The following is a 25,998-nucleotide window of genomic DNA, read 5'->3' as shown; positions in this document are numbered from 1 at the left end:
CGGCTGCGGCCGCTCAGTGGCCGTGCCCCAGGTGGCTGACCAGCGTCACCACGCCCATGCCCGCCACGAGCATCGCCACCTGCAGGGCGGTTTCGCGCACCGACAGGCGCTTTTGCAGCTGCGGGATCAAATCGGCCAGCGCGACATAGATAAAACTGCTCGACGCCACCACCAGAAAGTACGGCAGCCAGTCGTGCAGCCGCTCCAGCAAGAAGTAGCCGGACAGGCCGCCCAGTGCGGTCACCGCACCGGCCAGCGACACCTTGACCAGTGCCACGCGGCGGTTGGCGCTGCTTTGCAGCAGCACCACGAGGTCGCCCATGTGGTGCGGCACCTCGTGCGCCAGCACCGACGCGGCGGCAATCAGCCCGAGCCGGATGTCGGCCACAAAGGCCGAGGCAATCAGCACGCCATCGCCAAAGCAGTGCACGCTGTCGCCGGTCAGCACCGTCCAGCCGCCCAGGCGCACGGCGCCGCCGCCCTCATGGCGGTGGCCGTGCGCATGGCCATACCCATGGCCGTGATCGTGGCCCGGCTGCGCATCGCCGTGCCCATGCCCGTGCTCATGCCCGTGGTGCCACAGCTCGGCCTTTTCGAGCAGAAAAAAGAACACCACGCCGACCAGCAAGGTGGCAAACAGGTCTTGCGCCCCGGCCTGGCTTTCAAACGCCTCGGGCAGCAGGTGCATGAAGGCCGTGGCCAGCAACGCACCCGCCGCCAGGCTCAGCAGATGCTGCGGCCCGACGTTGCTGGAGCCGCCCGCCAGCCCGGCCCGCAAAAGCCATGCGGCCAGCCACACACTGCCAATGCCCGCGGCCAGAGTGGCCAAAATGATTGCTATTAATGTCATAGCTTTACGCGCTTACCCTGTATGGCCTAGAGGCCTTTTTTATTGAAAATCAATACCCTGCCGCCATCTGCCGCGCCGATCCCATCGGCACCAAAAAAGCCGCCCTGCCTTGGCGGGGCGGCTGTGTCGTTGCAGCCTGTGCCTGCACCGCGCTTGCGCGGCGCATGTCAATGCGGCGGCATCATCCCACGCGCCAGGCGCGGCCGCCGCGCAGCGCGGTGCAGAAAGAGCGCCGGCCCGTCATGCGACGCCATGCGTTTTGAACCAGGCCAGCGCCCGCTTCCACCCATCCTCGGCCGGTCCCGGGCGGTAGCTGGGGCGGTAGTCCGCGTGAAAGGCATGCGAGGCCTCGGGGTAGACCACGAACTCGGACGCCTTGGCGGCGGCAGAGCCCTGGACCAAATCGGCTTTCATCTTATCAACCGTGTCAAGGGGGATGCCGCCATCCTGCCCGCCATAGAGCCCCAGCACCGGCGCCTTGAGAATGGGTGCGATCTCCACCGGGTGCTTGGGCGTGACCGCGCTCGGGCTGCCCACCAGGCGCCCGTACCATGCCACGGCCGCCTTGACGGGGCCGTGCGCCGCATACAGCCAGGCGATGCGCCCGCCCCAGCAAAAGCCCGTAATGCCGACGCGCGCCGCGTCGCCGCCATGCGCCGTGGCCCACTGCACGGCACCGTCCAGGTCGGCCATGACCTGGGCGTCCGGCACCTTGGACACCACCTCGGCCATCAGCTTGGCGATGTCGCTGTATTGGGCCGGATCGCCTTGGCGCGCATAAAGCTCGGGCGCAATCGCCAGGTAGCCGGCCCGCGCCAGGCGGCGGCAGACATCGGCGATGTAGGTGTGCACGCCAAAGATTTCCTGCACCACCAGCACCACCGGCAGGCCGGTCTTGCCGGCCGGCGCCGCGCGGTAGGCAGGCACCTTGAAACCGTTGACCTCGTAGTGCACGGTGCCCGCGTCCAGCCCGTCCGCGGGCGTGACGATCGCCGTTTGCGCCATCAGCGGCGCGGCGGCGGCGGCATAACCCAGGCCCAGCGCGGCCTGCAGCGCGGTGCGCCGGGTGGCGCCGGCTTCGGTGATGCGGCCCGGCAGCAGGGAATGGACATCGGCGCGGAGGTCGTCAAACGGCATAGCTGGGTCTCCTGAAAAAAAGCGCGTGGGCGCGGAACATGGACGCGCCAGTCTAGGGGTCGAGCGCAATTGCGCCAACACGGATCGCGCCGCACGCCAACGCGCGGCGGTCTCCCTTGCGCCCCCACTGCCGCCCAAACCGCGATATCGTGCGGGTTCACGCCTCCTGTCTGGGGAACACCATGCGCATCCTGCTCACCGGCTCGACCGGCTTCATCGGCCACACCCTGCAAGCGGCGCTGGAGCGCGCGGGGCACAGCGTGCACGGCGGCGTCTCGCCGCGCCGCAGCACGCTCCAACCCGGCCAGGTGCCGACGGACTTTGTGCACGACACCACGGCCGCCGCCTGGCTGCCGCGCCTGGCGGGCATGGACGCCGTGGTCAACGCCGTCGGCGTGCTGCGCGACACACGCGAGCGCCCTATCGACGCGGTGCACCGCGACGCCCCGATCGCGCTGTTCGACGCCTGCGCCGAGGCGGGCGTGCAGCGCATCGTGCAAATATCCGCACTGGGCATTGAAGGCAGCAGCACACGCTACGCCCAGACCAAGCTGGCCGCCGAGGCGCATTTGAAAGGCCTGGCAGCGCAGAACCGCCTGCGCCCGGCCATCCTGCGGCCCAGCGTGGTGTTCGGCAAAGGCGGCGACAGCAGCGCGCTGTTCATGAACCTGGCGCGCCTGCCGGTGGCGCTGTTTCCCGGTGCGGTGCTGGACGCGCGCGTGCAGCCGGTGTCGGTGCACGACCTGGCCGCCGCCGTGGTCGCCCTGCTCGGCCCCGCCATGGAACAGGTCGGCACCATTGAATGCACCGGCCCCGAGCCGCTGACCATGGGCGCCTTCATTGCCAGCCTGCGCCAGCAACTGGGCCACCCGCCGGCCATGGTGCTGCGCCTGTCCCAGCCCCTGACGGAACTGAGCGCGCGTTTGGGCGACGCGGTGCCGCAGTCCCCCTGGTGCAGCGAGACCCTGGCGATGCTGGGCAGCGACAACGTGGGCCATCCGGCGGTGTTCGAGCGGCTGCTGGGGCGCCCGGGCGTGCATTACAGCCAGCTGGTGGCGACCGCCTGGCGCTGAGCCCGCACCGCGGGAGTGGCCCCTGGGCTGGCGGCACCCGCGGCGCGCGGCGCGCGGCGCACAGCGCACCCCGGAGATTTTGAATCAAACAAGCCCCAAACGCTTGCCACGCCAGCGCAAGAAGCTATCTAATCGATAGCACACTAGAACACCCCGAGCACCAGCCCTGCCGCCAGCGCCGCCCCCAGCGCCCGGCAGCGTTCCAGGTCTTCGGCACCGATCTGCTTGGGCGCCAGGATCGCCTCGGGTGTCTGGGCGTGGGTGCACACGATCAGCGGCTCGGCCACGCTCCGGAGGCGCCAGCCGGTGGCGATGCGCTCGATCTGCCGCGCCGCGTTGCTGCCGTCGCTGCCCGCACACACCAGGCTGGCATACGGGCGGCCGTTGACCTGGTCAAGCACGGCGTAGTAGCTCCGGTCGAAAAAGTCCTTGAGCTGCCCGCTCATCGCCGCCAGATTCTCGGGCGTGGCGAAGACCATGCCGTCCGCCGCCAGCACGTCCTGCGGCCCCGCCTGCGCGGCATGCAGCAGCCGCACCACGCAGCCCGCTTCCGCTGCGGCGCCGGCGCGCGCCGCTTCGGCCATCTGCCTCGTGCCGCCGGTCATCGAGTGGTAGACGATCAGCAGCGCCTTGAGCGCGCCCATGGGGCTACAGCGCCATCGACGGGCGGGCAGCCATGGCCGCGCGCCAGCGTAGCAGGTGCGGGTGCTGTTCGCCGGGCTTGAGCTTGACCACGCGCGCAAAGTCCACCGCCACCACGGCCGTGATGTCGGCCACGCTGAAGCGGCCCGCGGCAACGAAGTCGCGGCCCGCCAGGCGCTCGTTCAGCATGGCGAAGAACTGCGCGGCCCGGGCCAGGCCGCGCTCGGCGAGCTGCGGAATCTGCGCGTAGTCCACCGTGCCCGTCAGCGCGCGGTTGGCCATGGCGGGCGCGCTGTTGCGCAGCGCCTCGGCAATCGCCAGCAGGCCCTCGAATTCCATGCGCCAGTTCCAGCTCGCGATGTCGGCCTTTTCCTCGGGCGTCTCGCCCAGCAGCGGCGGTTCGGGAAAGCGCGCTTCGAGGTACGCGGCAATCGCCGCGTTGTCGGTCAACAGCGAGCCTTCCTCGGTGCGCAAAGCGGGCACCGTGCACTGCGGGTTGATGCGCCGGTAGGCCTCGCCCAGCTGCTCGCCACTGCGCAGGTCCACCGGCACGGTGTCGTAGGCCACGCCCTTCTCGGCCAGAAAAATGCGCGCCCGGCGTGGGCTGGGCGCCGTGGCGCAGTCGTACAGGGTGATCATGGGCAGGCCTTTGCAACGGGGGAAGGACAAACGGTCAAGAAGACGCTGCGAGCTTGTCCTGCGTCTGGGTGTCGAAGTCGCTCGCGTGGTGGCGCTCGTGCAGCTGGCTGGCGGGCTCGCCCCAGGTGCGGTTGACCTTGCGGCCACGCTGCACGGCCGGGCGCTGGGCGATCTGGTCGGCCCAGCGCACGACGTGGGTGTACTCGTGCACCTGCAAAAATTCGCCTGCTTCGTAGAGTTGGCCCTTGGCCAGGGCGCCGTACCACGGCCAGATCGCCATGTCGGCCACCGTGTAGGCGTCGCCCGCCACAAACTCGTGCGCGGCCAGGCGCTGGTTGAGCACGTCCATCTGGCGCTTGACCTCCATCGCATAGCGGTCGATCGCGTACTCGATCTTGGTCGGCGCGTACGCATAGAAATGCCCGAAGCCTCCGCCGAGAAACGGCCCGCTGCCCATCTGCCAGAACAGCCACGAGAGGCACTCGGCCCGCTCGGCGCCACTCGCCGGCACAAACGCGCCGAACTTCTCGGCCAGGTACAGCAGGATCGCGCCCGACTCGAACACCCGCACCGGCTCGGGCCCGCTGCGGTCCATCAGGGCCGGAATCTTCGAGTTCGGGTTGACCGCGACGAAACCGCTGCCGAACTGCGCGCCCTCGCCGATCGGAATCAGCCAGGCGTCGTACTCGGCACCGCTGTGGCCGAGCGCCAGCAGTTCTTCGAGCATCACCGTGACCTTGACGCCGTTGGGTGTGGCGAGCGAATACAGCTGCAGCGGGTGGCGGCCCACGGGCAGCTCCTTGTCGTGCGTGGCGCCGGCGACGGGGCGGTTGATGCTGGCGAACTTGCCGCCGTTGTCTTTGTTCCAGTGCCAGATGGCGGGTGGGGTGTAGTCGGACGGATCGGTCATGCAGGGACTCCTCAGGGCACAGCGGGTGGAGGCGGTGGCCGTGCGGCCACATGCGGAATGAGTGTACCGACGCCGCTTCTTATCTGCGTCTGCGGCAGCGAAACGCCTCCTGTGCGGTCTGGCCAAGCCCTGGAGCAGGGGACACCTTGCGATGCAAGGCGGCCGGCGGGGCGCCCAACGTGAGCGGCCTAGGGACGCGGTCTCAGCCAATACCACGCCGCAGCGCCTGCGGCCAGCCACAGCGCCACGATGAGGACCGCGCCGACCCGGCTGCGGGGCTTGGCGCCTTTCGCCTGCATCCACGCGTCTGCTTGGGCGCGGCATTCCGCGAGGACTTCCAGCGGCAAGAGCCGGATGGTCAGCCAGATGAGGCCCGGGAGCAGCAGAACATCGTCGACATAGCCGAGCACGGGGATGAAGTCGGGAATCAGATCGATCGGGCTGAGCGCATACGCCACCACGAACACCCCCAGGGCCTTGGCATACCAGGGCGTTTGGGGATGCCTGCCGGCAAACCACAGCGTGACGCCGTCGCGTTTGACCCGCCTGGCCCAAGCTTTCAAATGGTCGCGGGTGCGCATGGGAACTGCGTTGGACGCCGGATACCGTCTTGGTGGATTGCGGAGGTGGCCGCATCCGGTCCCGCCGGCCGCCTCATCCCCACCACCGCACCAGTCCCGCCGCCGCCGCGCCCAGCACCACCACCAGCAGAAACGGCAGCTGCAGCCACAAGGCCAGCGCCGCTGCAGCCAACGCCGCCAGCCGCGCATCGAGCACCAGGGCCGTCCCCGAGGCAAAGGTGTTCATCACCGTCAGCGCCGACAGCAGCGCCACCGTGATGGCGCCGGCCACGCGGGCCATGCGCGGGTTCTGCAGCCAGCGGGCGGGGACGGCGTAGCCGGCCCACTTGGTCAGGTAGGTGGCGGCGCAGGCCAGCAGGATCGCGCTCCACAGCGTCATGGCGCGCCCTCCCCGTCTGCCGAGGCGGCAGAAGCCGCCTGGGCGGGCGCTTGCGCGGGGGCATCCGGGCTGCGCACCCACCAGCCCCAGGCGGCGCCGACCCCGGCGGCCAGCAGGATGGGCAGGCCGGGCGGCACCAGCGGCACGGCCAGGGCGGTGGCCACACCGCAGACGACGGCCAGCGCCACGGGCTCGCGCTGCGCGAGGCGCGGCCAGAGCAGGCCGAGGAACGCGGCCACGGCGGCGCCGTCGAGCCCCCAGCGGCGCGGGTCGCCCAGCGCGTCGCCCAGCATGGCGCCGAGCAACGTGAACAGGTTCCAGAGCAGGAAGACGCCCACGCCGGCCGTCCAGAAGCCGCGCAGCTGTTCGTCCGGCGCGGTCTGGCCCGAAGCGGTGGCGGCGGATTCGTCGATGGTCAGTTGCGCGGCCACGGCCTTGCGCCAGCCGGTGGGCGCGAGCATGCGGTTCATCTGCATGCCGTAGACCGCGTTGCGCACGCCCAGCAGCGCGGCGGCACCGAGCGCGGCCGAGCCCGCACCGCCGCCGGCGATCACGCCGATGAAGGCGAACTGCGAGCCCCCGGTGAACATCAGCAAACTCAGCGCCATGGCCTGCCCCACCGTGAGGCCGGCTGCCACCGCGAGCGCGCCGAACGAGATGCCGTAGAGCCCGGTGGCGACGGAAATCGACAGGCCCATGCGCACGGCGGGGGTCAAGGCCACGGCGCGCAGCGGCCTACGCGGGCGTGGGCGGGAATGCGGAGAAGTCATTTTTTGATAGCTGGCAACGCTTGCAGGCCCTGCATTTCATGGCAAAAAAGCACTAAAAACCAGGTGTGACGAGCGCCATTCGCTCTCGATTCAGGAGCACCGCCTTCAGTGCGCCTGGTCCCAGTTCGGCCCCACGCCGACCTCGGCCAGCAGCGGCACCTTGAGCTGCGCCACGCCGGCCATCAGGCGCGGGATGTGGCTGCGCAGCCAGTCGACGTCGCCCTCGGGCAGCTCGAACACCAGTTCGTCGTGCACCTGCAGCACCATCAGCACCTCGGGCTTGTGCGCATCGAGTTCTTCCTGCACCGCCACCATGGCCAACTTGATGAGGTCGGCGGCCGTGCCCTGCATGGGCGCGTTGATGGCCGCGCGCTCGGCGCCGCTGCGGCGCGGGCCGTTGGGCGAGTTGATCTCGGGCAGGTACAGGCGCCGGCCCAGCACCGTCTCGACATAGCCCTGCGCCTTGGCCTGGGCCTTGGTCTCGTCCATGTAGCGCTTGACGCCGGGGTAGCGCTGGAAGTAGCGGTCGATGTAGGCGGCCGCGGCCTTGGTCTCGATGCCGAGGTTCTTGGCCAGGCCAAAGCTGCTCATGCCGTAGATCAGGCCGAAGTTGATGACCTTGGCATAGCGGCGCTGCTCGCTCGACACCTCGTCGAGCGCGACGCCGAACACCTCGGCGGCGGTCGCGCGGTGCACGTCCAGGCCTTCGCGGAAGGCGTGCAGCAGCGCCTCGTCGCCGCTCAGGTGCGCCATGATGCGCAGCTCGACCTGCGAGTAGTCGGCGCTGGCGATCACGCGGCCCGGCGGCGCCACGAACGCGGCGCGGATGCGCCGGCCCTCGGGCGTGCGGATGGGGATGTTCTGCAGGTTCGGCTCGTTGCTCGACAGACGCCCGGTCACGGCCACGGCCTGGGCGTAGTGCGTGTGCACGCGGCCGGTGCGCGGGTGGGCGAGCTGCGCCAGCTTGTCGGTGTAGGTGCCCTTGAGCTTGCACAGGCTGCGGTGCTCGAGCAGCTTGGCCGGCAGCGGAAAGTCGAGCGCGAGCTTTTCGAGCACTTCCTCGTCGGTGCTGCGCGCGCCGGTGGCGGTCTTCTTGACCACCGGCATGCCCAGCTTGTCGAAAAAGATCTCGCCCAGTTGCTTGGGGCTCGACAGGTTGAACGGCTGGCCGGCAATCTCGTAGGCCTCGGCTTCGAGCTGCACGATGCGCTGGCCCAGCTCGTGGCTTTGCGCGGCCAGCGTGGCCGCGTCGATCAGCACGCCGTTGCGCTCGATGCGGAACAGCGCCTCGCTGCTGGCCATTTCCAGCTCGTAGATGCCGCGCAGCTTCGCGTCGGCCTGCAGCTGCGGCCACAGCACGCGGTGCACGTCGAGCGTCTGGTCCGAGTCCTCGCACGAATAGGCGGCGGCCTTGTCCACCGCCACCTGCGCAAACGGGATCTGGTGCGCGCCCTTGCCGCACAGGTCCTCGTAGCTCAGCCCGCTGCGCCCGGTGTGGCGCTGGGCCAGGCTGGCCAGGCCGTGCGGCTTGTGCACTTCGAGCACGTAGCTTTGCAGCATGGTGTCGTGTGCGTAGCCGCGCACGTCGATGCCGTGGTTGGCGAACACATGGCGGTCGTACTTGACGTGCTGGCCCAGCTTGGCGCGGCTGGCGTCTTCAAGCCAGGGCTGGAGCTTGGCCAGCACGTCGGCGAGCGGCAGCTGCTCGGGCACGTCGGGGCCGGCGTGGGCGAGCGGAATGTAGGCGGCCTCGTTCGGCTGCACGCTCAGCGAGATGCCGACGATCTGGGCGCGCATCTCGTCGAGCGAGGTGGTCTCGGTGTCGATGGCCACCAAGTCGGCCGCCTGGGCGCCGGCCAGCCAGCGGTCGAAAGCCTCCCAGGTCAGCACCGTGTCGTAGGCCACGTCGCGGTGCTGCGCGGCCTCGGCAATCGCCGTGGCGGCCGGGTCGGCGAACAGGTCGACGGTGCCGCCATCGTCTTTTTTCTTGCCCACCGGAGGCGCGGCGGCGGCGCTGCCATTGGCGGCATCGGCCGCGCCGAGCGCGCGCGCCAGGCCCTTGAAGCCGTACTGTTCATAAAAGCCGCGCAAAGCGTCCTTCTGCTCTGCGCCGACAGCGATGGCGTCGATCGCCGGCAGGCCGGGCACATGGCCGTCGAGGTCGCAGTCGGTCTTGATGGTGACGAGCTGGCGCGCCGTGGGCAGCCAGCCCAACGCGCCGCGCAGGTTCTCGCCGGCCACGCCCTTGATCTCATGGGCGCGCGCCAGCAGCGCATCGAGCGAGCCGTATTCATTGAGCCACTTGGCCGCCGTCTTAGGCCCCACCTTGGGCACGCCGGGCACGTTGTCCACGGCATCGCCCACCAGCATCTGGAACTCGACCATCTGCGACGGCGGCACGCCGAATTCGGCCGTCACGCCGGCCACGTCGCGCTTCTTGCCGTTCATGGTGTCGATAACGGTGATGTGCGCGTCCACCAGCTGGCTCAGGTCCTTGTCGCCGCTGGAGATGACCACCTGGATGCCCTGGCGCGCGGCCGTGACGGCCAGCGTGCCGATCACGTCGTCGGCCTCCACGCCAGGGATGGCCAGCACCGTCCAGCCAAGCATGCGCACCACGTCGTGGATGGGCGCGATCTGCGCGCGCAGGTCGTCGGGCATGGGCGCGCGCTGGGCCTTGTAGTCGGGGTAGAGGTCGTCGCGGAACGTGGGGCCGGAGGCGTCGAAAATGCAGGCGGCATAGTCGGCGTGCACCTCCTTGCGCAGCGCCCCCATCATGTTGATCATGCCGCGGATGGCGCCCGTGGCGGCGCTGTGCGGGTCGCCGGGCACGGCGCGCAGATCGGGCATGGCGTGGTAGGCACGGTAGAGGTAGCTGGAGCCGTCGACCAGCACCAGGGTTTTTTTGTCGGTCATGCGGCGATTGTGCACACGAACGGGCGCGCAAGCCTTCCCTGAAAGCCCCGGTGTGCCAGGCCCGGAGCCCATCCAATTGCTATGGTTCGGCCCACAATGGCGGCTCCGTGTTCCACCGCCACCTGAGGAGTCCCGCCTTGAAGCCCATCCAGAAGATTGCCCTCGGGGCGCTGCTGGCCCTGGCCGCCATCGGCACGGCCGGCTGGCTCGGCCTCGACCCGGAGACGCGCGGCCTGCTCAAGGCCCTGCCGACGAACCGCGACCTGCTGTTCTGGAGCCAGCCGCAGCGCGACGCCGCCTTCCGCGCGCTCGACCGGCTGCCCGTCCTGGCCCGATCGCATGCCATCGCGGCCAGCGGCACGCCCCGGCCGCTGCCGCCGGGTCCGCCGCTGCCGTTGGCGCTGGACATCGATGCCTACCTGGCCGGCCAGCGCAGCGCGGCGTTGCTGGTGCTGCACGACGGCAAGCTGCGCCTGGAGCGCTACGGTCTGGACTTCGGCAGTGGCGGGCGCTGGACGAGCTTTTCGGTGGCCAAGTCCATGACGTCCACGCTGGTGGGCGCCGCCCTGCGCGACGGCCACATCCGGAGCATGGACGACAAGGTCAGCGACTACATCCCGCAGATGCGGGGCTCGGCCTACGACGCCGTGAGCATCCGCCAGCTGCTGACCATGACGTCTGGCGTCCGCTGGAACGAGGACTACAGCGACGCCAACTCCGACGTGGCGCGGTTCAACAACCACCAGCCCGAGCCGGGCGTGGATGCGCTCGTGAGCTATATGCGCCGTCTGCCACGCGACGTGCCCGCGGGCACGCGCTGGCTCTACAGCACGGGAGAGACCAACCTCGTGGGCATCCTCGTGGGCCAGGCCACTGGCAAGCCCCTGTCGCAGTACCTGCAGGAAAAGGTCTGGGGCCCCGCCGGCATGGAGCAGCAGGCCACCTGGCTGCTCAGCAAGACCGGGCAGGAGATCAGCGGCTGCTGCATCCAGGCCGCGGCGCGGGACTTCGCGCGCTTTGGGCAGTTCATCCTGGAAGGCGCCCTCGCCAACGGCCACAGCGTCGTGCCCGAAAGCTGGCTGCGCGAGGCCACCACGGCGCGCACCGCCATCGGCCAGAGCGGGCGCGGCTATGGCTACCAGTGGTGGACCTATGACGACGGCAGCTTCGCGGCGCGCGGCATTTTCGGCCAGGGCATCTTCATCGATCCCCGGCGCAGGATCGTCATCGCCTCCAACGCCAACTGGGCAGGCGGCGCGCGGGACCCCGTGGCCAGCGCAGCGCGCGAGGCGTTCTACCGGGCGGTGCAGCAGGCGGTGGACGGCGAGGCGGTGGCCGCGCCCGCCGCCGCCCCTGTTCCCGCCGCCGCGCGCGACCTACAATCGCGCCATGCGCGCTCTACCACTCCTTTTGCTGCTGGCCCTGGCCAGCGGCCCTGTCCTGGCCCAGAATACCAGCCAAAAACCTGCTGAGCCCAATGCCAGCGAGCGTGAACAGCTATCAAACAAAGAGCAAAAATCCGACCGCCTGAACCAGCGCACCGAGCGCATCCATGTCGAAGACGGGGGCAGCCGCGTCGATGAGCTGCGCATTGGCGGCCAGACCCAGAGCATCAAGGTGCAGCCCAAGGTGGGCAATATGCCCGAGTACGAGGTCCAACCGTCGGATGGCGTGCGCAACCGCCCCCGCAATGGCGCAGAAACCGACACCGGTTCGCGCGTGTGGAACCTCAAGAAGTTCTGACGCGCGTCCCCCATTTGGCGCATCCCGCCGCCGCGTGCAGCGGCGCCCGCACCGCTTCGCGGCCACCCTGGTATGCGTCCTCTCTTCCAGCCCTATTTCCGTTTTGTCCTGAGCGATGGCCGTATTCACCAAAGTCTCCCTGAAAGAGGCGCGCGAGTTGCTGCGCCGTTTGCAACTGGGCGAGCTGCACAAGCTGCGCGGCATCGAAGGCGGCATAGAGAACACCAACTATTTCGTCACCTGCGAGCAGGGCGAGTTCGTGCTCACGCTGTTCGAGCGCCTCACGGCCGAGCAGCTGCCGTTCTACCTGCACCTGATGCGGCATCTGGCGCACGCCGGCATTCCCGTGCCCGACCCGCAGCCCGACAAGCACGGCAGCATCCTGCACAGCGTGTGCGGCAAGCCCGCCGCCGTGGTCAACCGGCTGCGCGGCCACAGCCAGCTCGCGCCCGGCGCGGTGCACTGCACCGCCGTGGGCGACATGCTGGCACGCATGCACTTGGCGGGGCGCAGCTTCGAGCGCCAGCAGCCGAACCTGCGCGGCCTGCCGTGGTGGAACGAGACCGTGCCCGTGGTGCTGCCGCACGCCAGCCCTGAGCAAGCGGCGCTGCTGCGCGCCGAACTGGCCTACCAGAACCACATCGCGGCCTCGTCGGCCTATGCCGCGCTGCCGCGCGGGCCGGTGCACGCCGACCTGTTCCGCGACAACGTGATGTTCGAGGGCGAGACGCTCACTGGCTTCTTCGACTTCTACTTTGCCGGCGTCGACACCTTCCTGTTCGACCTGGCCGTGTGCCTGAACGACTGGTGCATCGACCTGGAAGACGGCGCGCACGACGCCGCGCGCTTTGACGCCATGCTGCACGCCTACCAGGCCGTGCGCCCCCTCACGGCGGCCGAGCGCAGCCTGCTGCCGGCGCTGCTGCGCGCCGGGGCACTGCGCTTCTGGATCTCGCGCCTGTGGGACTACCACCTGCCGCGCGAGGCATCCATGCTCACGCCGCACGACCCCGGCCACTTCGAGCGCGTTCTGCGCCAGCGCGTTGCGCACCCGCCCCAGGCCTGAGCCGCCGGCGCCCCTCTCCTGCAGGAAACCATGAAACTCCACATCGTCCCCGCCCGCACCGGCATCGCCTGGGTCAAGAGCGGCATCCGCGTGTTCTGGCGCCAGCCCATGGCCATGGCCGCCCTCTTCTTCATGACCATGGCCGCCATGTCGCTGGCCACGCTGGTGCCGCTGATCGGGCCGGCGCTGGCGCTGGCCCTGCTGCCGTCGGCCACGCTGGCCATGATGGTGGCCTCGGCCGAGGCCGTGCAGGGGCGCTTTCCGACGCCCGCCGTGCTGCTGGTGGCGTTTCGCACCGGGCGCCAGCGCCTGCGCCACATGCTGGTGCTCGGCGCGCTGTACGCGATCGGCTTCCTGGCGGTGATGGGGTTCTCGGCGCTGTTCGACGGCGGCCTGTTTGCACAGGTCTACCTGGGCGGCGAGCCCATGACGCGCGAGATCGCAGAGAACCCCGAATTCCAGACCGCGATGTGGGTGTCGATGGCGCTGTACCTGCCGCTGTCGCTGCTGTTCTGGCATGCGCCGGGCCTCGTGCACTGGCACGGCGTGCCGCCCGTCAAGAGCCTGTTTTTCAGCATCGTGGCCTGCCTGCGCAACATGGGCGCGTTCACGGTCTATGGCCTGGGCTGGCTGGGGGTGTTCGCGCTCGGCGGCGTGCTCATCAGCCTGGTGTCGGGCCTGCTGGCCATGCTGGGCGTGTTCAGCGCCGAGTCGGCGCCCGGCGCCATTGGCGGCCTGATGGTGGGCCTGGCAATGGTCATGGCGGCGATGTTCTTCAGCTCCATCGTCTTCACGTTCCGCGACTGCTTCGCAGCGCCCGACGCGCCCCCCTCCGACGCCCCCGAAACCACCGCCTGAAGCGGCGCCCTGAGGCCCCGCCCCCGTGCGCGGTTGGCGGTGCCTGCGCGGCTGGTGTTGCTGCGCCATGGCTTTCTGCGGGCGCTCCAGCATCAAAAAACATAGCTGCCTGCGCAATACGAGCAAGGGCCAGATGCCAATAACACCCCAAAACAAACAGGCCCGCAGGGTGCGCTTGGAGCGCAGCCTGCGGGCCTGGGGATCGGCCGGAAACACCGCCGCTGGCGGTGCGTTGCCTCAGGTGCCGACCTTGCCGCCGTCGTTCTTGGTGATGACGATGGTGGCCGAGCGCGGGCGCTTGCCGGAGCCGTAGCCGGCGTTGGCAGGCCACTGGCTCTGGTACTTGGCGGGGTCACTGATGTTGGCCATCGCCGTGCCTTCGCCGGGGTGCTGGATGTTCACGAAGATCGCCTTGCCGTCGGGCGTTTCGGCCAGGCCGGTGATTTCGCTGCCCTTGGGGCCGACCAAGAAGCGCTTGAGCGTGCTGGGCGTGGCGGCCTTGCCGACGTAGGTGTCCACGGCCAGAATGCTGCCATCGGCCTTGGTGTGGTTCAGCGTCTTCTTGCCGCCGTCGCCCACACTGCCGGGCACGGCGGCCAGCATCATGCAGTTTGTGACATCGGTGTAGGCGCCGTCGTCGGTCTGGATCCAGCAGATGCCGGTGGCCTTACTGAACACCAGGCCGTCGGGGCTGGAGAAGTCCTGGTCGTCGGTCAGCGCGGACAGGTTCACCAGGCCCTTGTCGGCCCCGGCTTCGGCGCCGAACAGGTACACGTCCCACTGGAAGCCCGCGCCCGTGTCCTTCAGGCGCACGAGGTGGCCGTTGGGGTTGCCGTTTTGCTTGGACGCGCCCTTCATGTCGGTGTAGGCACGCGGGTTGGCGGCGTCGGGCAGGTACTGGCCGCTGGCCGGGTCGATGCTGCGGTTGCTGTTGTTCGTGAGCGTGAAGTAGATCTCGCCGTTGGCGGGGTTCACGGCGTTCCACTCAGGGCGGTCCATCTTGGTCGCACCGACGGCGTCTGCGGCCAGGCGAGTGTGGATGGCGATGTCGGCGGCGCTGGTAAACGCAAAGCCCGCGTAGCCGGCAATGGCCGGGTTGCTGACGGACAGCTCGACCCACTTGCCCGAGCCGTCGGCGCTGAACTGGGCCACGTACAGCGTGCCGCTGTCGAGGTACTTGTCACCCACGGCCAAGCGGTCGGCGGCATTCGCGTCGGCCGCGCTCCAGACGGCGCTGGAGACGAACTTGTAGATGTACTCGCCGCGCGAGTCGTCGCCCATGTACACGGTGAGCGGCTGGCCGGCCACCACCTTACCGAAGGCTGCGCTCTCGTGCGCGAAACGGCCCAGGCCGGTGCGCTTTTTGGCCAGGCGGGTCTTGTCGTAGGCATCGATCTCGACGATGTAGCCCATGCCGTTCATTTCGTTGCGGTAGTCGTCGCTGCCATCGACCGAGGCGCCGGTCTTGCTGATGTTCCAGCGCTGGTACTGGTCTTCCAGACCGCCGGTTTCCCAGCCGTGGCGCGATGCTGCGCCCTGGTTGCGGCCGTAGCGCTTGAGGGACACAACGCTCTTGTCGCCGCGGGCCGCATCGTCGGCCGCGCCGCGGGTGAAGTAGCCGAACCAGTTTTCCTCGCCGGTCAGGAAGGTGCCCCAGGGCGTCTTGCCGGTACCGCAGTTGTTCAGCGTGCCGCGGGTGGTGGTACCGGTGGGTGCGTATTTCGTCACCAACTGGGCGTTGCCGCGCGCCGGGCCCGACAGCTCCATGGGCGAGAGCGGCGTGAGGCGGAAGTTGCGCGCCGAGTTGGGCGCGTAGCCCCAGCCGCCAGCCGTCTTGGTGACTTCAATCACGGCGATGCCGTGCAGCGCCACTTCCTTGTCCACTTCCACAGCCGGGCGCGGCAGTGTCGAGGCGCCGCCGTTGGCGTGTATGAAGAACGACGAAAGTTTTTCGTCGGTGGTGGCTTCGTGGTTAATCGCCAGCAGGCCGCGCTCGGTGGCGTTGTCATTGCGCTGGCCGTCGGCGCCCAGACCGAACCACTCCATGCCGTCGTGGTGGTCGCCGGCACGCTTGTCGAAGTCGGTGTCGGTGCCGTCGTTGCGGTAGGCGCTGGTGCCGGGCAGCACTGGGTCACCCAGCGCATACAGCACGCTGGCCGTATAACCGGCGGGCACGATGACCGAATCGGCCAGGCTCTTGCCCACGGCGGTAAAGCCCAGCAACTGGGGGACAATCGGGGTTTCGACCTCTGGGCCATCGCTGCCACCACCGCAGGCGCTCACGCCAAAGCCGGCCAACATGGCCGTGCCCACGGTGCCCACGCTGCCGCGCAGCAGGCCCCGGCGCGACAGGCGCGCGCCCAGCACCGATTCAAAAGTGGGGTTGGCCGAGTTGTTGGCGTTCTCGTTATTGAAATCAATGGCCTGCTCGGGCGCAATCTCGCGGTGGGTCATCGTGGTTCCTTGGATAGGGGTTGCAAACTCCACGAAGCGTACGAAGCGGTTGCGACATGGCCGTGACGGGTGCATGACAGCGGCGTGACAACGCGCCTGTGAATCAAAGCCAAATCGGTCGCTAACGCTGTCCTGTCCAGCGCTGGCAGCTATCCATTTAGAACCCTTTGAAGCACTGCCCTGGCTCAGCGTGCCTTGCTGCGGTGCTCATGCAGGTAGACGCGGTCGTCCACGCTCGAGAAGACCACGGCAAACACGATGCCGAGCGCCGCGCCCAGGATGGTGTCGAGCACGCGCTCGACCGGCATGCTCTGGGCCACCGCCGGCGATGCCAGGTAGGTCATGAGCAGCGCCATGGGCGTGATGGTGATCTGGCCGAGCGCGTAGTTGTAGCCAATGATCACCTCGGTCAGGAACTGGAACGCCACGATCGCCGCCACCACGGTCCAGAACCCAGGCTGCTGCGCCAGCATGGCCCAGACGAGGAAGGAACCCACGATGGTGCCTGCCATGCGCTGCAGTGCGCGGTTCATGGTGATGTGCAGGTGCCCGCCCTGCATCACCGACACCGCGCCAATCGCCGCCCAGGCCGGGTGGTGCCAGCCGGCCATGAAGGCAATCCAGGCCGCCAACGCGGCACACGCGGTGATGCGCCCAGCGGCAATGCACTGGTGCGACCAGGGTGCCACATGCGCAGGCGGCAAGCGCAGCGCCTTGAGTTCCGGGGCGCGCCAGCGGTCCGTCACCAGGCAGGTCAACACCGCCACCACACCGCCGGCCAGGGTCGCCAGCGCCCGGGCCAGCACCTCGGCGCCGCTGCCGACCGGGTTGTATGCAGCGCCGGCCGCAAACACGATGATCACCGCCCCGGGCCCGCCCAGGCTCCACCACGACACCGCGACGGTGGACGCGCCGGCCACAAGGGCCAGCACCAACACCATCATCCACGGCAGCGCGCCGCCCCACGAGGCCAGCGACGGCACCAGCACGCCCAGCGCCAGCAGCAGCGCACAGACCACGACGATGCGCATGCGCCGCTCCACCGTGGCAAAGCGCCCGAACAGGGCCGCCAATCCGCCGAGCGAAGCGAACCCCACCATCTGCGGCCAGGGCGAGAAATGCACTGCCACGATCGCCAGCAGCACGGCCAGCGCGGCCTGCACCCCCGCAATGGTGAAGATGCGCAGCGAGGGCGGCGCGCCGAGCGCCACGCTCTCGGCCCACTGCGCCGGGCTGACGAGATGGCGCGCAGAGGCGCCGCGCGACGCGCCGCGCAGGCGCCGGGATGTCGTTGCGGGATCGTCTTGTTTGGGCATAAAGGATGCCTAGGTCACTCGACCACCGCCAGCTTGGCCACCGACAGCGCCAGCCACTTCGTGCCATGGCGCGGAAAGCTGACCTGCGCGCGTGCGTCGTCGCCCGTGCCCTCGAGCGCCAGCACCTTGCCTTCGCCGAACTTGGTGTGGAACACCGCCAGCCCCACGCGCAGGCCGTGCGATGGCGCGGCCTTCTGCGCCGGGACGGGCGGGCTGGCAAAGGTCTCTGACTTGAAGCCATATCGGCCTCCAGCGCCCGATGGGTAAGCGCCTCCAGCTATGGAATCAGGAGTAAACGTGCCAAAGCCCGCCTGCTTGGGCGTGATCCACTTGAGCGCGCTCTCGGGCAGCTCGTCAAAAAAGCGGCTCTTGAGGTTGTAGCGCGTCTGCCCGTGCAGCAGCCGCGTTTGCGAGTGGCTCAGGTACAGGCGCTTTCGGGCGCGGGTGATCGCCACGTACATCAGGCGGCGCTCTTCTTCGAGGCCCGCCCGGTCGCTCATGGCGTTCTCGTGCGGGAACAGGCCGTCCTCCATGCCGCCGATGAACACGGCGTCGAATTCGAGCCCCTTGCTCGCGTGCACCGTCATCAGCTGCACGGCGTCCTGGCCGGCCTGGGCCTGGTTGTCGCCGGCCTCGAGCGCGGCGTGCGTCAGGAACGCCGCCAGCGGCGACAGCGTTTCGCCGGTGTCGATGTCGACGATGCCGGGCAGGGCCGGCGTCAACGGCGCATCGAGCAGCGGCGCATCCGGGTCCAGCCCCTGGCTGGCCGGGCTTTGCGTCAGCGGTGCACCATGCTCGTCGAGCGGCAGCGCCACGGCGTCGCGGCCAAAGCCCTCCTGCGTGACAAAGCTCTCGGCGGCGTTGACCAGTTCCTCCAGGTTCTCGATACGGTCAGCGCCTTCCTTTTCGGCGCGGTAGTGCGCGAGCAGGCCCGACGACTCGAGCATCTGCTCGATGATGGCGCGCAGCGTCAGGCCCTGCGTCTGCTCGCGCAGCACATCGACCAGCGCGACGAAGGCGCCCAGGTTGGCGCCGGCCTTGCCGGGCACGGCGCTCACGGCGTCGTGCAGCGAGCAGCCGGCCGAGCGCGCGGCGTCTTGCAGCACCTCGACGCTGCGCGCGCCAATGCCGCGCGGCGGAAAATTGACCACGCGCATGAAGCTGGTGTCGTCCTGGGGGTTCTCCAGCAGGCGCAGGTACGACAGCGCGTGCTTGATTTCGGCGCGCTCGAAAAAGCGCAGGCCGCCATAGACGCGGTAGGGCACGGCGGCGTTGAACAGGGTCGACTCGATGATGCGGCTTTGCGCGTTGCTGCGGTAGAGCACGGCGATTTCCTGGCGCGCAAAGCCGTCGCTTCGGACCAGCTGGCGGATCTCGTCGACCATCCAGCGCGCCTCCATCAGGTCGCTGGGCGCCTCGTAGACGCGCACCGGCTCGCCCGGGCCTTGGTCGGTGCGCAGGTTCTTGCCCAGGCGCGCGCTGTTGTGGCTGATGAGCTGGTTGGCGGCGTCGAGGATGTTGCTGTAGCTGCGGTAGTTCTGCTCGAGCTTGATCTGGCGCTGCACATCGAATTCGCGCACGAAGTCCGCCATGTTGCCCACGCGCGCACCGCGGAAGGCATAGATGCTCTGGTCGTCGTCGCCCACGGCGATCACGCTGCCGCGCGGCGCAAAGCGGCCGTCCACCTCGTCGCCCGCGAGCTGCTTGAGCCACGCGTACTGCAGCTTGTTGGTGTCCTGGAACTCGTCGACCAGGATGTGCTGGAAGCGCCGCTGGTAGTGCGCGCGAACCGGGTCGTTGTCGCGCAGCAGCTCGTAGCTGCGCAGCATCAGCTCGCCGAAGTCGACCACGCCTTCGCGCTGGCACTGCTCTTCGTAGAGCTGGTAGAGCTCCACTTTCCTGCGCCCGTCCACGTCGTGCGTGGCCACCGGCACATCGCCCGGGCGCATGCCCTCTTCCTTGCAGCCCGCGATGAAGTACTGCACCTGCTTGGGCGGAAAGCGCTCGTCGTCCACGTTGTGCTGCTTGCACAGGCGCTTGACGGCCGAGAGCTGGTCCTGCGTGTCAAGGATCTGGAACGCCTGCGGCAGACCCGCCGCTTGGTGGTGTGCGCGCAGCAAGCGGTTGCACAGGCCGTGGAAGGTGCCGATCCACATGCCGCGCACGCTGACGGGCAGCATGGCCGAGAGCCGCGCCACCATCTCCTTGGCGGCCTTGTTGGTGAACGTGACGGCCAGGATGCTGCCGGGGGTGGCCAGGCCGTTTTGCAGCAGCCAGGCGATGCGCGTGGTGAGCACGCGCGTCTTGCCCGAGCCGGCGCCCGCCAGGATCAGCGCGTGCCCGGCGGGCAGCGTGACGGCGGCGAGCTGCTCGGGGTTGAGGTGGTGCAGCAGCGGCGATGCGGCGGCGGGCGCGGGTGCATCGGCGCCCAAAGGCGCGGGCGCGCCAGAAAACAGGTCTTGTGGGAACATGCGCCATTGTAGAAAGCGCAACCCCGCAACGCTGGCAAGGACACCGGACCATGAGACACCCGCTCGCCCCCCTGCTTGCCGCCTGGCTCTGTGGGCACGGCCTGACCAGCGCCGCACAGGCCGTCTGCACCAGCGACGCTGCGCCGCAGCCGGCCGCGCTGTTTGAGCGCTTCACCGGCGCCAGCTGCGAGGACTGCTGGCGCGACCCGACCACGCCTGCGCCGGGCCCGCGTGCCCTGCTGCTCGACTGGATTGTTCCCGGCCCCCAGGGCGACGCGGCGCCACTGTCGGCCGCCGCCCTGCCCGAAGCCGCCGAGCGCCTGCAGGCCCTGGGCCGCGCACGGCCCGAAGGCAGCGACATCCACACCGCGCCGGTCGAGCCTGTGGGCCCCGGACGGCTACGCGTGGCGCAGGGCCCGCCTTTGAGCGACTACCTGGGCACGGTGGCGTCGCTGGCACGTTCGCCAGCGGCGCGTGCACAGCAACAGGGTCCCTGGACGCTGGTGCTGGTGCTGGTGCAGGCCGTGCCCGCCGGCACCGAGGGCACGCCGGTGGCGCGGAACCTGGTCAGGAATGTGCTGCAGCTCAGCTGGGACCAGCGCAACGAGCGGCCTCCCAAAGAGCCCAACCGCTGGGCTGAACTGCGCCCCATGCGCATGCCCGATGGCGCTGCCCCCGCGTCTTTGTCCGTGGCCGGCTGGCTGCAGGATGCCCAGGGCCGCGTGGTGGCCGCCGCGCAATCGCACTGCCGGGCAGGGGATTGAAGGCATGGGTAGAATCAGTCACCGGGCCCAAGTTTCTTGACGCCCGGTTTTTTTGTGCCTGCGCAGAGCAGGGTTCGGTGGGCCTTTTCGGCAGCCACCCGCAAATTCCGGTCCCAAGCCAAGCGCCCACCGCGGCAAAAATTGTTTTGCCACGTCCCTTGATGGAGCTTGGAATTTCATGGAAATCTTCGATTACGACAACATCCTGCTGCTGCCGCGCAAATGCCGCGTGAACAGCCGCTCGGAGTGCGACGCCAGCGTGGAGCTGGGCGGGCGCACCTTCCGCATCCCCGTGGTGCCGGCCAACATGAAGACCGTGGTCAGCGAGGCAATCTGCGTCTGGATGGCGCAGAACGGCTACTTCTACGTCATGCACCGCTTTGACTTCGACAACGTGCAGTTTGTCCGCGACATGAAGGCCAAGGGCCTGTTCGCCTCGATTTCGCTGGGCGTCAAGCAGCCCGACTACGACACCGTGGACCGGCTCGCGGCCGCCGGCTTGGTGCCCGAATACGTCACCATCGACATCGCGCACGGCCATGCCGACAGCGTGCGGGACATGATCGGCTACATCAAGAAGAAGATGCCCGCCGCCTTCGTCATCGCGGGCAACGTGGCCACGCCCGAGGCCGTGATCGACCTGGAAAACTGGGGCGCCGACGCCACCAAGGTCGGCATCGGCCCTGGCAAGGTCTGCATCACCAAGCTCAAGACCGGCTTTGGCACGGGCGGCTGGCAGCTCTCGGCCCTCAAGTGGTGCGCGCGCGTGGCCACCAAGCCCATCATTGCCGACGGCGGCATCCGCGAGCACGGCGACATCGCCAAGAGCATCCGCTTTGGCGCCACCATGGTCATGGTCGGCTCGCTGCTGGCGGGCCACGAGGAGTCGCCGGGCCAGACCGTCGAGGTCGATGGCAAGCTCTACAAGGAGTACTACGGCAGCGCGTCCGACTTCAACAAGGGCGAGTACCGCCACGTCGAGGGCAAGCGCATCCTCGAGCCGGTCAAGGGCACGCTGGCCGAAACGCTGGTCGAGATGGAGCAGGACGTGCAAAGCTCCATCAGCTACTCGGGCGGCAAGAAGCTCATGGACATCCGCAAGGTCAACTACGTGGTCCTGGGCGGCGACAACGCCAGCGAACATCTGATGTGAGACGTGGCCGCAGCGCGCGCCGCTGCCTGGTGCGCGCTCTGTGGCCGCAGGGCCCGCGCAGCTGCAAGCTGCCTGACAGGCTGGCGCGCGAAAAACGCCCATCATGCGGCCACGGATATCCACCCACCGCCGAGGACGCCTTTCCATGACCGCCACCCCCCCTCTTCGCATCGCCGTGCTGGGCACCGGCATGATGGGCCTGCGCATGGCCCGCCGCCTGTGCGAGGCCGGCCACCAGGTGCAGGCCTGGAACCGCACCCGCGCCAAGGCCGAGCCCCTGGCCCAGGCCGGCGCCACCGTGCACGACCACGCCGCCGATGCGGTGCGCCAGGCCGATATCGCCATCAGCCTGCTCGAAAGCGGGCCCGTGGTGGCCCAGGTGCTGTTCGAACAGGGCGTGGCACAGGCCTTCCGCCCGGGCAGCCTGTTCATCGACATGGCATCGATCCAGCCCCATGAAGCACGCGACCACGCGGCACGCCTGGGCGAGATGGGCCTGGCCCACCTGGACGCGCCGGTCTCGGGCGGCACCGTCGGTGCCGAGGCGGGCACCCTGGCCATCATGGTCGGCGGCAAGGCCGCCGACTACCAGCGGGCCCTGCCGGTGTTTGCCACGCTGGGCCGGCCCACGCATGTCGGGCCGCACGGCGCGGGCCAGCTCGCCAAGCTGGCCAACCAGATGATCGTCGGCATCACCATCGGCGCCGTGGCCGAGGCTCTGCTGCTGGCCGCCAAGGGCGGTGCCGATATGGCCAAGGTGCGCGAAGCCATCAGCGGCGGCTTTGCCGACAGCCGCATCCTGCAGCTGCACGGCCAGCGCATGGTCGAGCGCGACTTCGCACCGCGCGCGCGCATGCACGTGCAGCTCAAGGACATGCGCAACGCCCTCGCCACGGCCCACGAAATCGGATTTGACGCGCCCGTGACCACGCTGTTCGAAAGCTTGTACGCCCAAGGCGTCGAACACGGCCTGGGCGAACTGGACCAGAGCGGCCTGTTCGTGGAACTGGCCAGCCGCAACGCCATGCAGTGAATTTTTTGCGCCGATTTTTTCGCTCTACCTTGCAAACGGCGAAAAAACTGGTGCATAATTCGAGGCTCTGCAGCAACGCAGAAACAATTTAAGCGTGGGGTTCTTAGCTCAGTTGGTAGAGCAGCGGACTCTTAATCCGTAGGTCGACAGTTCGAATCTGTCAGGACCCACCACCAAAACTAGCGCGTCAGCGCTACAAAGCCCGCTATTTAAAAGATAGCGGGCTTTTTGTTTTCAACCAAATTGACGTTCATGTCGCGATTCGACTGGCTTGGGTGACGCTGAAGTACGTTTCGGGGGCATCACGGTGCGATGCCCCGGCAGGCAGGCGCATTGGATGGGTGTTCACGACCCCAGCCCCCGGGAGCCGAGCGTCCATCAAACCCGAGGCGATTGCCAGTCCACGGTCCTGCAATTCCGCTAACGCTCGAATGTTCCCGCGCTAACGAGGCGGTCAGAGGCGCTGCCGACCCATACCGTATAGGCACCGGGCGGGACCACGAATGCCTTGCGCGACGCATCCCACACGCTCAACGGATGGTGGCTGGCGGCCGGATCCACAGCGATGCTCACGCGCTCGCTGGCGCCGGCAGCGAGCGCCACCTTGCGAAAGCCGACCAGCCGCTTCGGTGGCTGCGGCAGGCCGGAGCCCGAAGGCACGGACAGGTAGACCTGCAGCACTTCCGCGCCCGCGCGGGCCCCTGTGTTGCGCACGGTCGCCTCCACGCGGTAGGTGGCAGCGCCACTGGCGGGCAGCTGCAGCCGCTGTGCCTCGACGGCAAAGCTGGTGTACGACAGGCCGTGGCCGAAGGCGAACGCGGGCTGTTTATTGTGGGCGTCGTACCAGCGGTAACCGATCTGCAGCTGTTCGCTGTAGTCGACTTGCGGAATGCCTTTGGCGTCCATCACACCCGGGTACTGCCTGGCCGAGACCGTTTCCATGAACCCCTGGCCTTCGACGGGAAAGGTCACGGGCAATTTGCCGGAGGGGTTGTGGACGCCCAGCAGCAGATCGGCCACGATGTGGCCATCCTCCTGGCCTGGGAACCAGGCTTCGAGCATGGACGGGCCGCGCGCACCCAGCCAGCGTGCAGGGAGCGGTACGCCGGCGTTGTCCTTGAGCACCAGCGCGGTCTTGGCATGGGTGGGCCGCGCGGTGTTGGATTGCACGCCCAACAGGCGGTCGATCATCGCGATGGTGCGGCTGTTGCGGCCTGCGTTGTCGCCGCCATCAAAGGAAATCGCCTTGGGTAGGGGCGCATACCAGTCCAGCGAATCGCCGCGCGCCGTGAGCAGACCACCCTCCGCATTGTTGAAGCTGGCCCGGTCCGCGCCCTCCTCGGCCACCGTGCCTGCCATCACCACCACCGCATCCGCGCCTGCCACTGCTGCCAGCACGTCGCCGAAGACGACGGGCCTGCCGTCGAGTGTGGCGCCGGCGTTGGCGTCGTCCACCAGTGCCAGTTGGACTTCAACCGATGCATTGCCGGACTGGGCGAAGACATTGCGCAGGCCCGCGGCGGGCGTGACGGTGTAGAAGGGCACGACATCGGAGCTGCCGCCGCCGGCGCCCATGACCGTGCCGACCATCGATCCTCCGGCCACCGCCTGCTGCGCGTAGATCTGGCTCGACTTGCCGACCAGCAGCACCCGCCGCGCGTCGCGCGGCAGAGGCAGTGCGCCATTGTTCTGCAATAGCACCGCGGTCTGGACGCCCATGGCACGCGCCTTCCGGCCACCGTCCTCGACGTCCAGCGGCCGCTGCACGATCGGGCGATCAAAGACACCGAACTTGAACATCTGCACATACCGGCGCCGCAGCGCCGTATCGATGTCGGACATCGTGAGCTCACCGGCATTCAGCGCGGCGCGCAGCTTGTCGGGCGCGAAGAACTGGGGCAACGGCATCTCGTGGTCGAGTCCGGCGCGCATCGCCTTGGCGGTGCTCTTGGCGGCGAAGAAGTCCGACTGCACGTAGCCTTGGAAACCCCACTGGCGGCGCAGGACGTCGGACAGCATCTCTTCGTTCTCGCAGGCGAACGCGCCGTTGAGCGCGTTGTACGAGCACATCACCGCGCCAGCTTCGCCATCCTTCACGGCCATCTCGAAGGGCAGCAGGTACAGCTCATGCAGTACCTGTGGGTCGATGCGCTCGGACACCGACATCCGGTTCACCTCCTGCTCGTTGCCGACGTAATGCTTGGCGACGGCGATCAGGCCCTTGCCTTGCACCGCGCGCGTCTCGGCCACGGACATAACACCGGCAAGGTACGGATCCTCGCCCTTGTATTCGAAGTTGCGACCGGCCAGCGGCAGGCGCGCCAGGTTCATGCCGGGCGCTTCGAACACGTGCAGCGCCAGACGGCTGCCCTCTTCCCCGATCAGTTCGCCAAACGCGGTGGCCACGGCGGGGTCGAACGAGGCGGCAACGGCGATCGAGGAAGGGACAGCGGTTGCCTTGGCGGAGGATGCATCAAAGTAGACCGCCTCATCGACATGGAGGCCATTCACGTAAACCATCCGGGGTGGGGTATCGAGTGCAACGCAATCGTTCTGGCCGATCCCCACCGGGCCGTTGGTGACGCGCAATGTGGGGATGCGCAGGGCAGGAATGCCCGTGACATGCCGGGCGCCCTTGCAGTGGGGCAATTCGGGGACGATTTCGGGCACTGCACCGGTCAGCTGCTGGGCCTTCTGCTCCAAACTCATGCCGGCAAGCAGCAAGCCCGCGCGTTGCTCGGGCGACAAGGTTTTGATCATCCACGGCATTGCGTCAGCAGCTGCAGGCCCGCCGCGGGGCACTGGGCCGCTCGCGCACCCGGCCAAAGCGATGGCAACAACAAACAGCGCGCTCGGACCTGTGCGCCTGCGGCATAGCGGGAAGGATTGCATGAGAGTCTCCGATCCAGGGCTGCACGTTGCTGGTGGCACCCTGGGCCACTCTGCGCCGAACGACGGAGGTAAGTCAACACATTCCCTGGTGTGCCGCATACCGGATGCCCAGGACCGATGAATGCCTGGAAACACAACGACTGATGCCAGCGTGCCAAGGTCCCGTGTCGCTTGCCAATGACGGGCACGGCTTCCGGTGTTGGCGGCAACCGGGCTGGCTAAGGCACGATCGGCAGGGTGGTCAAACTTTCGTCGGCGTCCAGAGACGGGATCTTCGCAAACCACTCTCGCAAGAAATCCGCCAGTGCCCGCGTCTTGGCAGACAGGTCACTCTTGGTCGGGTACACCAGT

Annotated in this window: 21 protein-coding genes and 1 tRNA gene; 9 read left to right on the top strand and 13 right to left on the bottom strand. The window is 68.4% G+C overall.

Annotated elements, in window-relative coordinates:
- Nucleotides 1–13: 13 nt before the first annotated feature.
- Nucleotides 14–850, bottom strand: coding sequence for a ZIP family metal transporter (locus B2J86_RS05955; protein WP_173024958.1), 837 nt, complete (start codon nt 848–850; stop codon nt 14–16).
- A 240-nt stretch (nt 851–1,090) separates the two neighbouring features.
- On the bottom strand, nt 1,091–1,987 hold the full coding sequence (locus B2J86_RS05950) for a dienelactone hydrolase family protein (protein WP_173024957.1): 897 nt from the start codon (nt 1,985–1,987) through the stop codon (nt 1,091–1,093).
- Nucleotides 1,988–2,169: 182 nt separating this feature from the next.
- Here B2J86_RS05950 and B2J86_RS05945 point away from each other — a divergent pair, with 182 nt between their 5' ends.
- A complete protein-coding gene (locus tag B2J86_RS05945) occupies nt 2,170–3,060 on the top strand; it encodes an NAD-dependent epimerase/dehydratase family protein (protein ID WP_173024956.1) in 891 nt (296 codons plus the stop codon).
- A 143-nt stretch (nt 3,061–3,203) separates the two neighbouring features.
- Here the strand turns inward: B2J86_RS05945 and B2J86_RS05940 are convergent, their stop codons facing one another.
- The 7 genes from B2J86_RS05940 to polA all read right to left on the bottom strand — a co-directional run bounded on the left by B2J86_RS05940 (nt 3,204) and on the right by polA (nt 9,897).
- A complete protein-coding gene (locus B2J86_RS05940) occupies nt 3,204–3,704 on the bottom strand; it encodes a flavodoxin family protein (protein WP_173024955.1) in 501 nt (166 codons plus the stop codon).
- 4 nt (nt 3,705–3,708) lie between these two features.
- Entirely contained in the window at nt 3,709–4,341 is a 633-nt protein-coding gene (locus tag B2J86_RS05935; protein ID WP_173024954.1) for a glutathione S-transferase family protein, read from the bottom strand.
- Between the two features lie 34 nt (nt 4,342–4,375).
- Complete coding sequence (gene yghU, locus B2J86_RS05930; protein WP_173024953.1) at nt 4,376–5,251, bottom strand: glutathione-dependent disulfide-bond oxidoreductase; 876 nt, start codon at nt 5,249–5,251, stop codon at nt 4,376–4,378.
- A 188-nt stretch (nt 5,252–5,439) separates the two neighbouring features.
- Nucleotides 5,440–5,832, bottom strand: a complete 393-nt coding sequence (locus tag B2J86_RS05925) for a YkvA family protein (protein ID WP_173024952.1) — start codon at nt 5,830–5,832, stop codon at nt 5,440–5,442.
- A 73-nt stretch (nt 5,833–5,905) separates the two neighbouring features.
- The gene (locus tag B2J86_RS05920; protein WP_173024951.1) at nt 5,906–6,211 is read right to left on the bottom strand and encodes an AzlD domain-containing protein; all 306 of its coding nucleotides are present in this window, start codon (nt 6,209–6,211) and stop codon (nt 5,906–5,908) included.
- A complete protein-coding gene (locus B2J86_RS05915; RefSeq protein WP_371736196.1) occupies nt 6,208–6,933 on the bottom strand; it encodes an AzlC family ABC transporter permease in 726 nt (241 codons plus the stop codon). Before B2J86_RS05915 ends, B2J86_RS05920 begins: the two co-directional genes overlap by 4 nt.
- 153 nt (nt 6,934–7,086) lie before the next feature.
- On the bottom strand, nt 7,087–9,897 hold the full coding sequence (polA, locus tag B2J86_RS05910; protein WP_173024950.1) for a DNA polymerase I: 2,811 nt from the start codon (nt 9,895–9,897) through the stop codon (nt 7,087–7,089).
- 137 nt (nt 9,898–10,034) lie between these two features.
- Between polA and B2J86_RS05905 the strand changes: the two genes are divergently transcribed.
- The 4 genes from B2J86_RS05905 (at nt 10,035) to B2J86_RS05890 (ending at nt 13,564) form a co-directional block, all read left to right on the top strand.
- Complete coding sequence (locus B2J86_RS05905; protein WP_216842306.1) at nt 10,035–11,369, top strand: serine hydrolase; 1,335 nt, start codon at nt 10,035–10,037, stop codon at nt 11,367–11,369.
- Nucleotides 11,287–11,640 (top strand): hypothetical protein, encoded by a 354-nt coding sequence (locus B2J86_RS05900; RefSeq protein WP_169170577.1) that lies wholly within the window; start codon nt 11,287–11,289, stop codon nt 11,638–11,640. Before B2J86_RS05905 ends, B2J86_RS05900 begins: the two co-directional genes overlap by 83 nt.
- Nucleotides 11,641–11,755: 115 nt before the next feature.
- Nucleotides 11,756–12,706, top strand: a complete 951-nt coding sequence (locus tag B2J86_RS05895; protein ID WP_169170576.1) for a homoserine kinase — start codon at nt 11,756–11,758, stop codon at nt 12,704–12,706.
- Between the two features lie 30 nt (nt 12,707–12,736).
- A complete protein-coding gene (locus B2J86_RS05890) occupies nt 12,737–13,564 on the top strand; it encodes a BPSS1780 family membrane protein (protein WP_169170575.1) in 828 nt (275 codons plus the stop codon).
- 237 nt (nt 13,565–13,801) lie between these two features.
- Here B2J86_RS05890 and B2J86_RS05885 read toward each other — a convergent pair whose 3' ends face one another.
- The 3 genes from B2J86_RS05885 to B2J86_RS05875 all read right to left on the bottom strand — a co-directional run bounded on the left by B2J86_RS05885 (nt 13,802) and on the right by B2J86_RS05875 (nt 19,805).
- The gene (locus tag B2J86_RS05885; protein ID WP_169170574.1) at nt 13,802–16,018 is read right to left on the bottom strand and encodes a PhoX family phosphatase; all 2,217 of its coding nucleotides are present in this window, start codon (nt 16,016–16,018) and stop codon (nt 13,802–13,804) included.
- 185 nt (nt 16,019–16,203) lie between these two features.
- Complete coding sequence (locus B2J86_RS05880; RefSeq protein ID WP_169170573.1) at nt 16,204–17,334, bottom strand: FUSC family protein; 1,131 nt, start codon at nt 17,332–17,334, stop codon at nt 16,204–16,206.
- 14 nt (nt 17,335–17,348) lie between these two features.
- Nucleotides 17,349–19,805, bottom strand: a complete 2,457-nt coding sequence (locus B2J86_RS05875) for a UvrD-helicase domain-containing protein (RefSeq protein WP_173024948.1) — start codon at nt 19,803–19,805, stop codon at nt 17,349–17,351.
- Between the two features lie 50 nt (nt 19,806–19,855).
- Here B2J86_RS05875 and B2J86_RS05870 point away from each other — a divergent pair, with 50 nt between their 5' ends.
- From B2J86_RS05870 to B2J86_RS05855, 4 genes are all read left to right on the top strand, one after another.
- Entirely contained in the window at nt 19,856–20,569 is a 714-nt protein-coding gene (locus B2J86_RS05870) for a hypothetical protein (protein WP_173024947.1), read from the top strand.
- Between the two features lie 178 nt (nt 20,570–20,747).
- A complete protein-coding gene (locus B2J86_RS05865) occupies nt 20,748–21,722 on the top strand; it encodes a GMP reductase (protein WP_169167656.1) in 975 nt (324 codons plus the stop codon).
- A gap of 145 nt (nt 21,723–21,867) precedes the next feature.
- The gene (locus B2J86_RS05860; protein ID WP_169167655.1) at nt 21,868–22,755 is read left to right on the top strand and encodes an NAD(P)-dependent oxidoreductase; all 888 of its coding nucleotides are present in this window, start codon (nt 21,868–21,870) and stop codon (nt 22,753–22,755) included.
- A gap of 97 nt (nt 22,756–22,852) precedes the next feature.
- Nucleotides 22,853–22,928 (top strand) — tRNA-Lys (locus B2J86_RS05855).
- A 247-nt stretch (nt 22,929–23,175) separates the two neighbouring features.
- Here the strand turns inward: B2J86_RS05855 and B2J86_RS05850 are convergent.
- Nucleotides 23,176–25,524, bottom strand: coding sequence for a beta-glucosidase (locus tag B2J86_RS05850; RefSeq protein ID WP_254067985.1), 2,349 nt, complete (start codon nt 25,522–25,524; stop codon nt 23,176–23,178).
- Between the last annotated feature and the right edge of the window lie 474 nt (nt 25,525–25,998).

Origin of the sequence: Acidovorax sp. SRB_14, from assembly GCF_012932145.1 — a bacterium.
Lineage (GTDB): Bacteria > Pseudomonadota > Gammaproteobacteria > Burkholderiales > Burkholderiaceae_C > Simplicispira.
The sequence above is the reverse complement of the archived record's forward strand: the minus strand, read 5'-3'. Positions and strand labels throughout refer to the sequence as shown.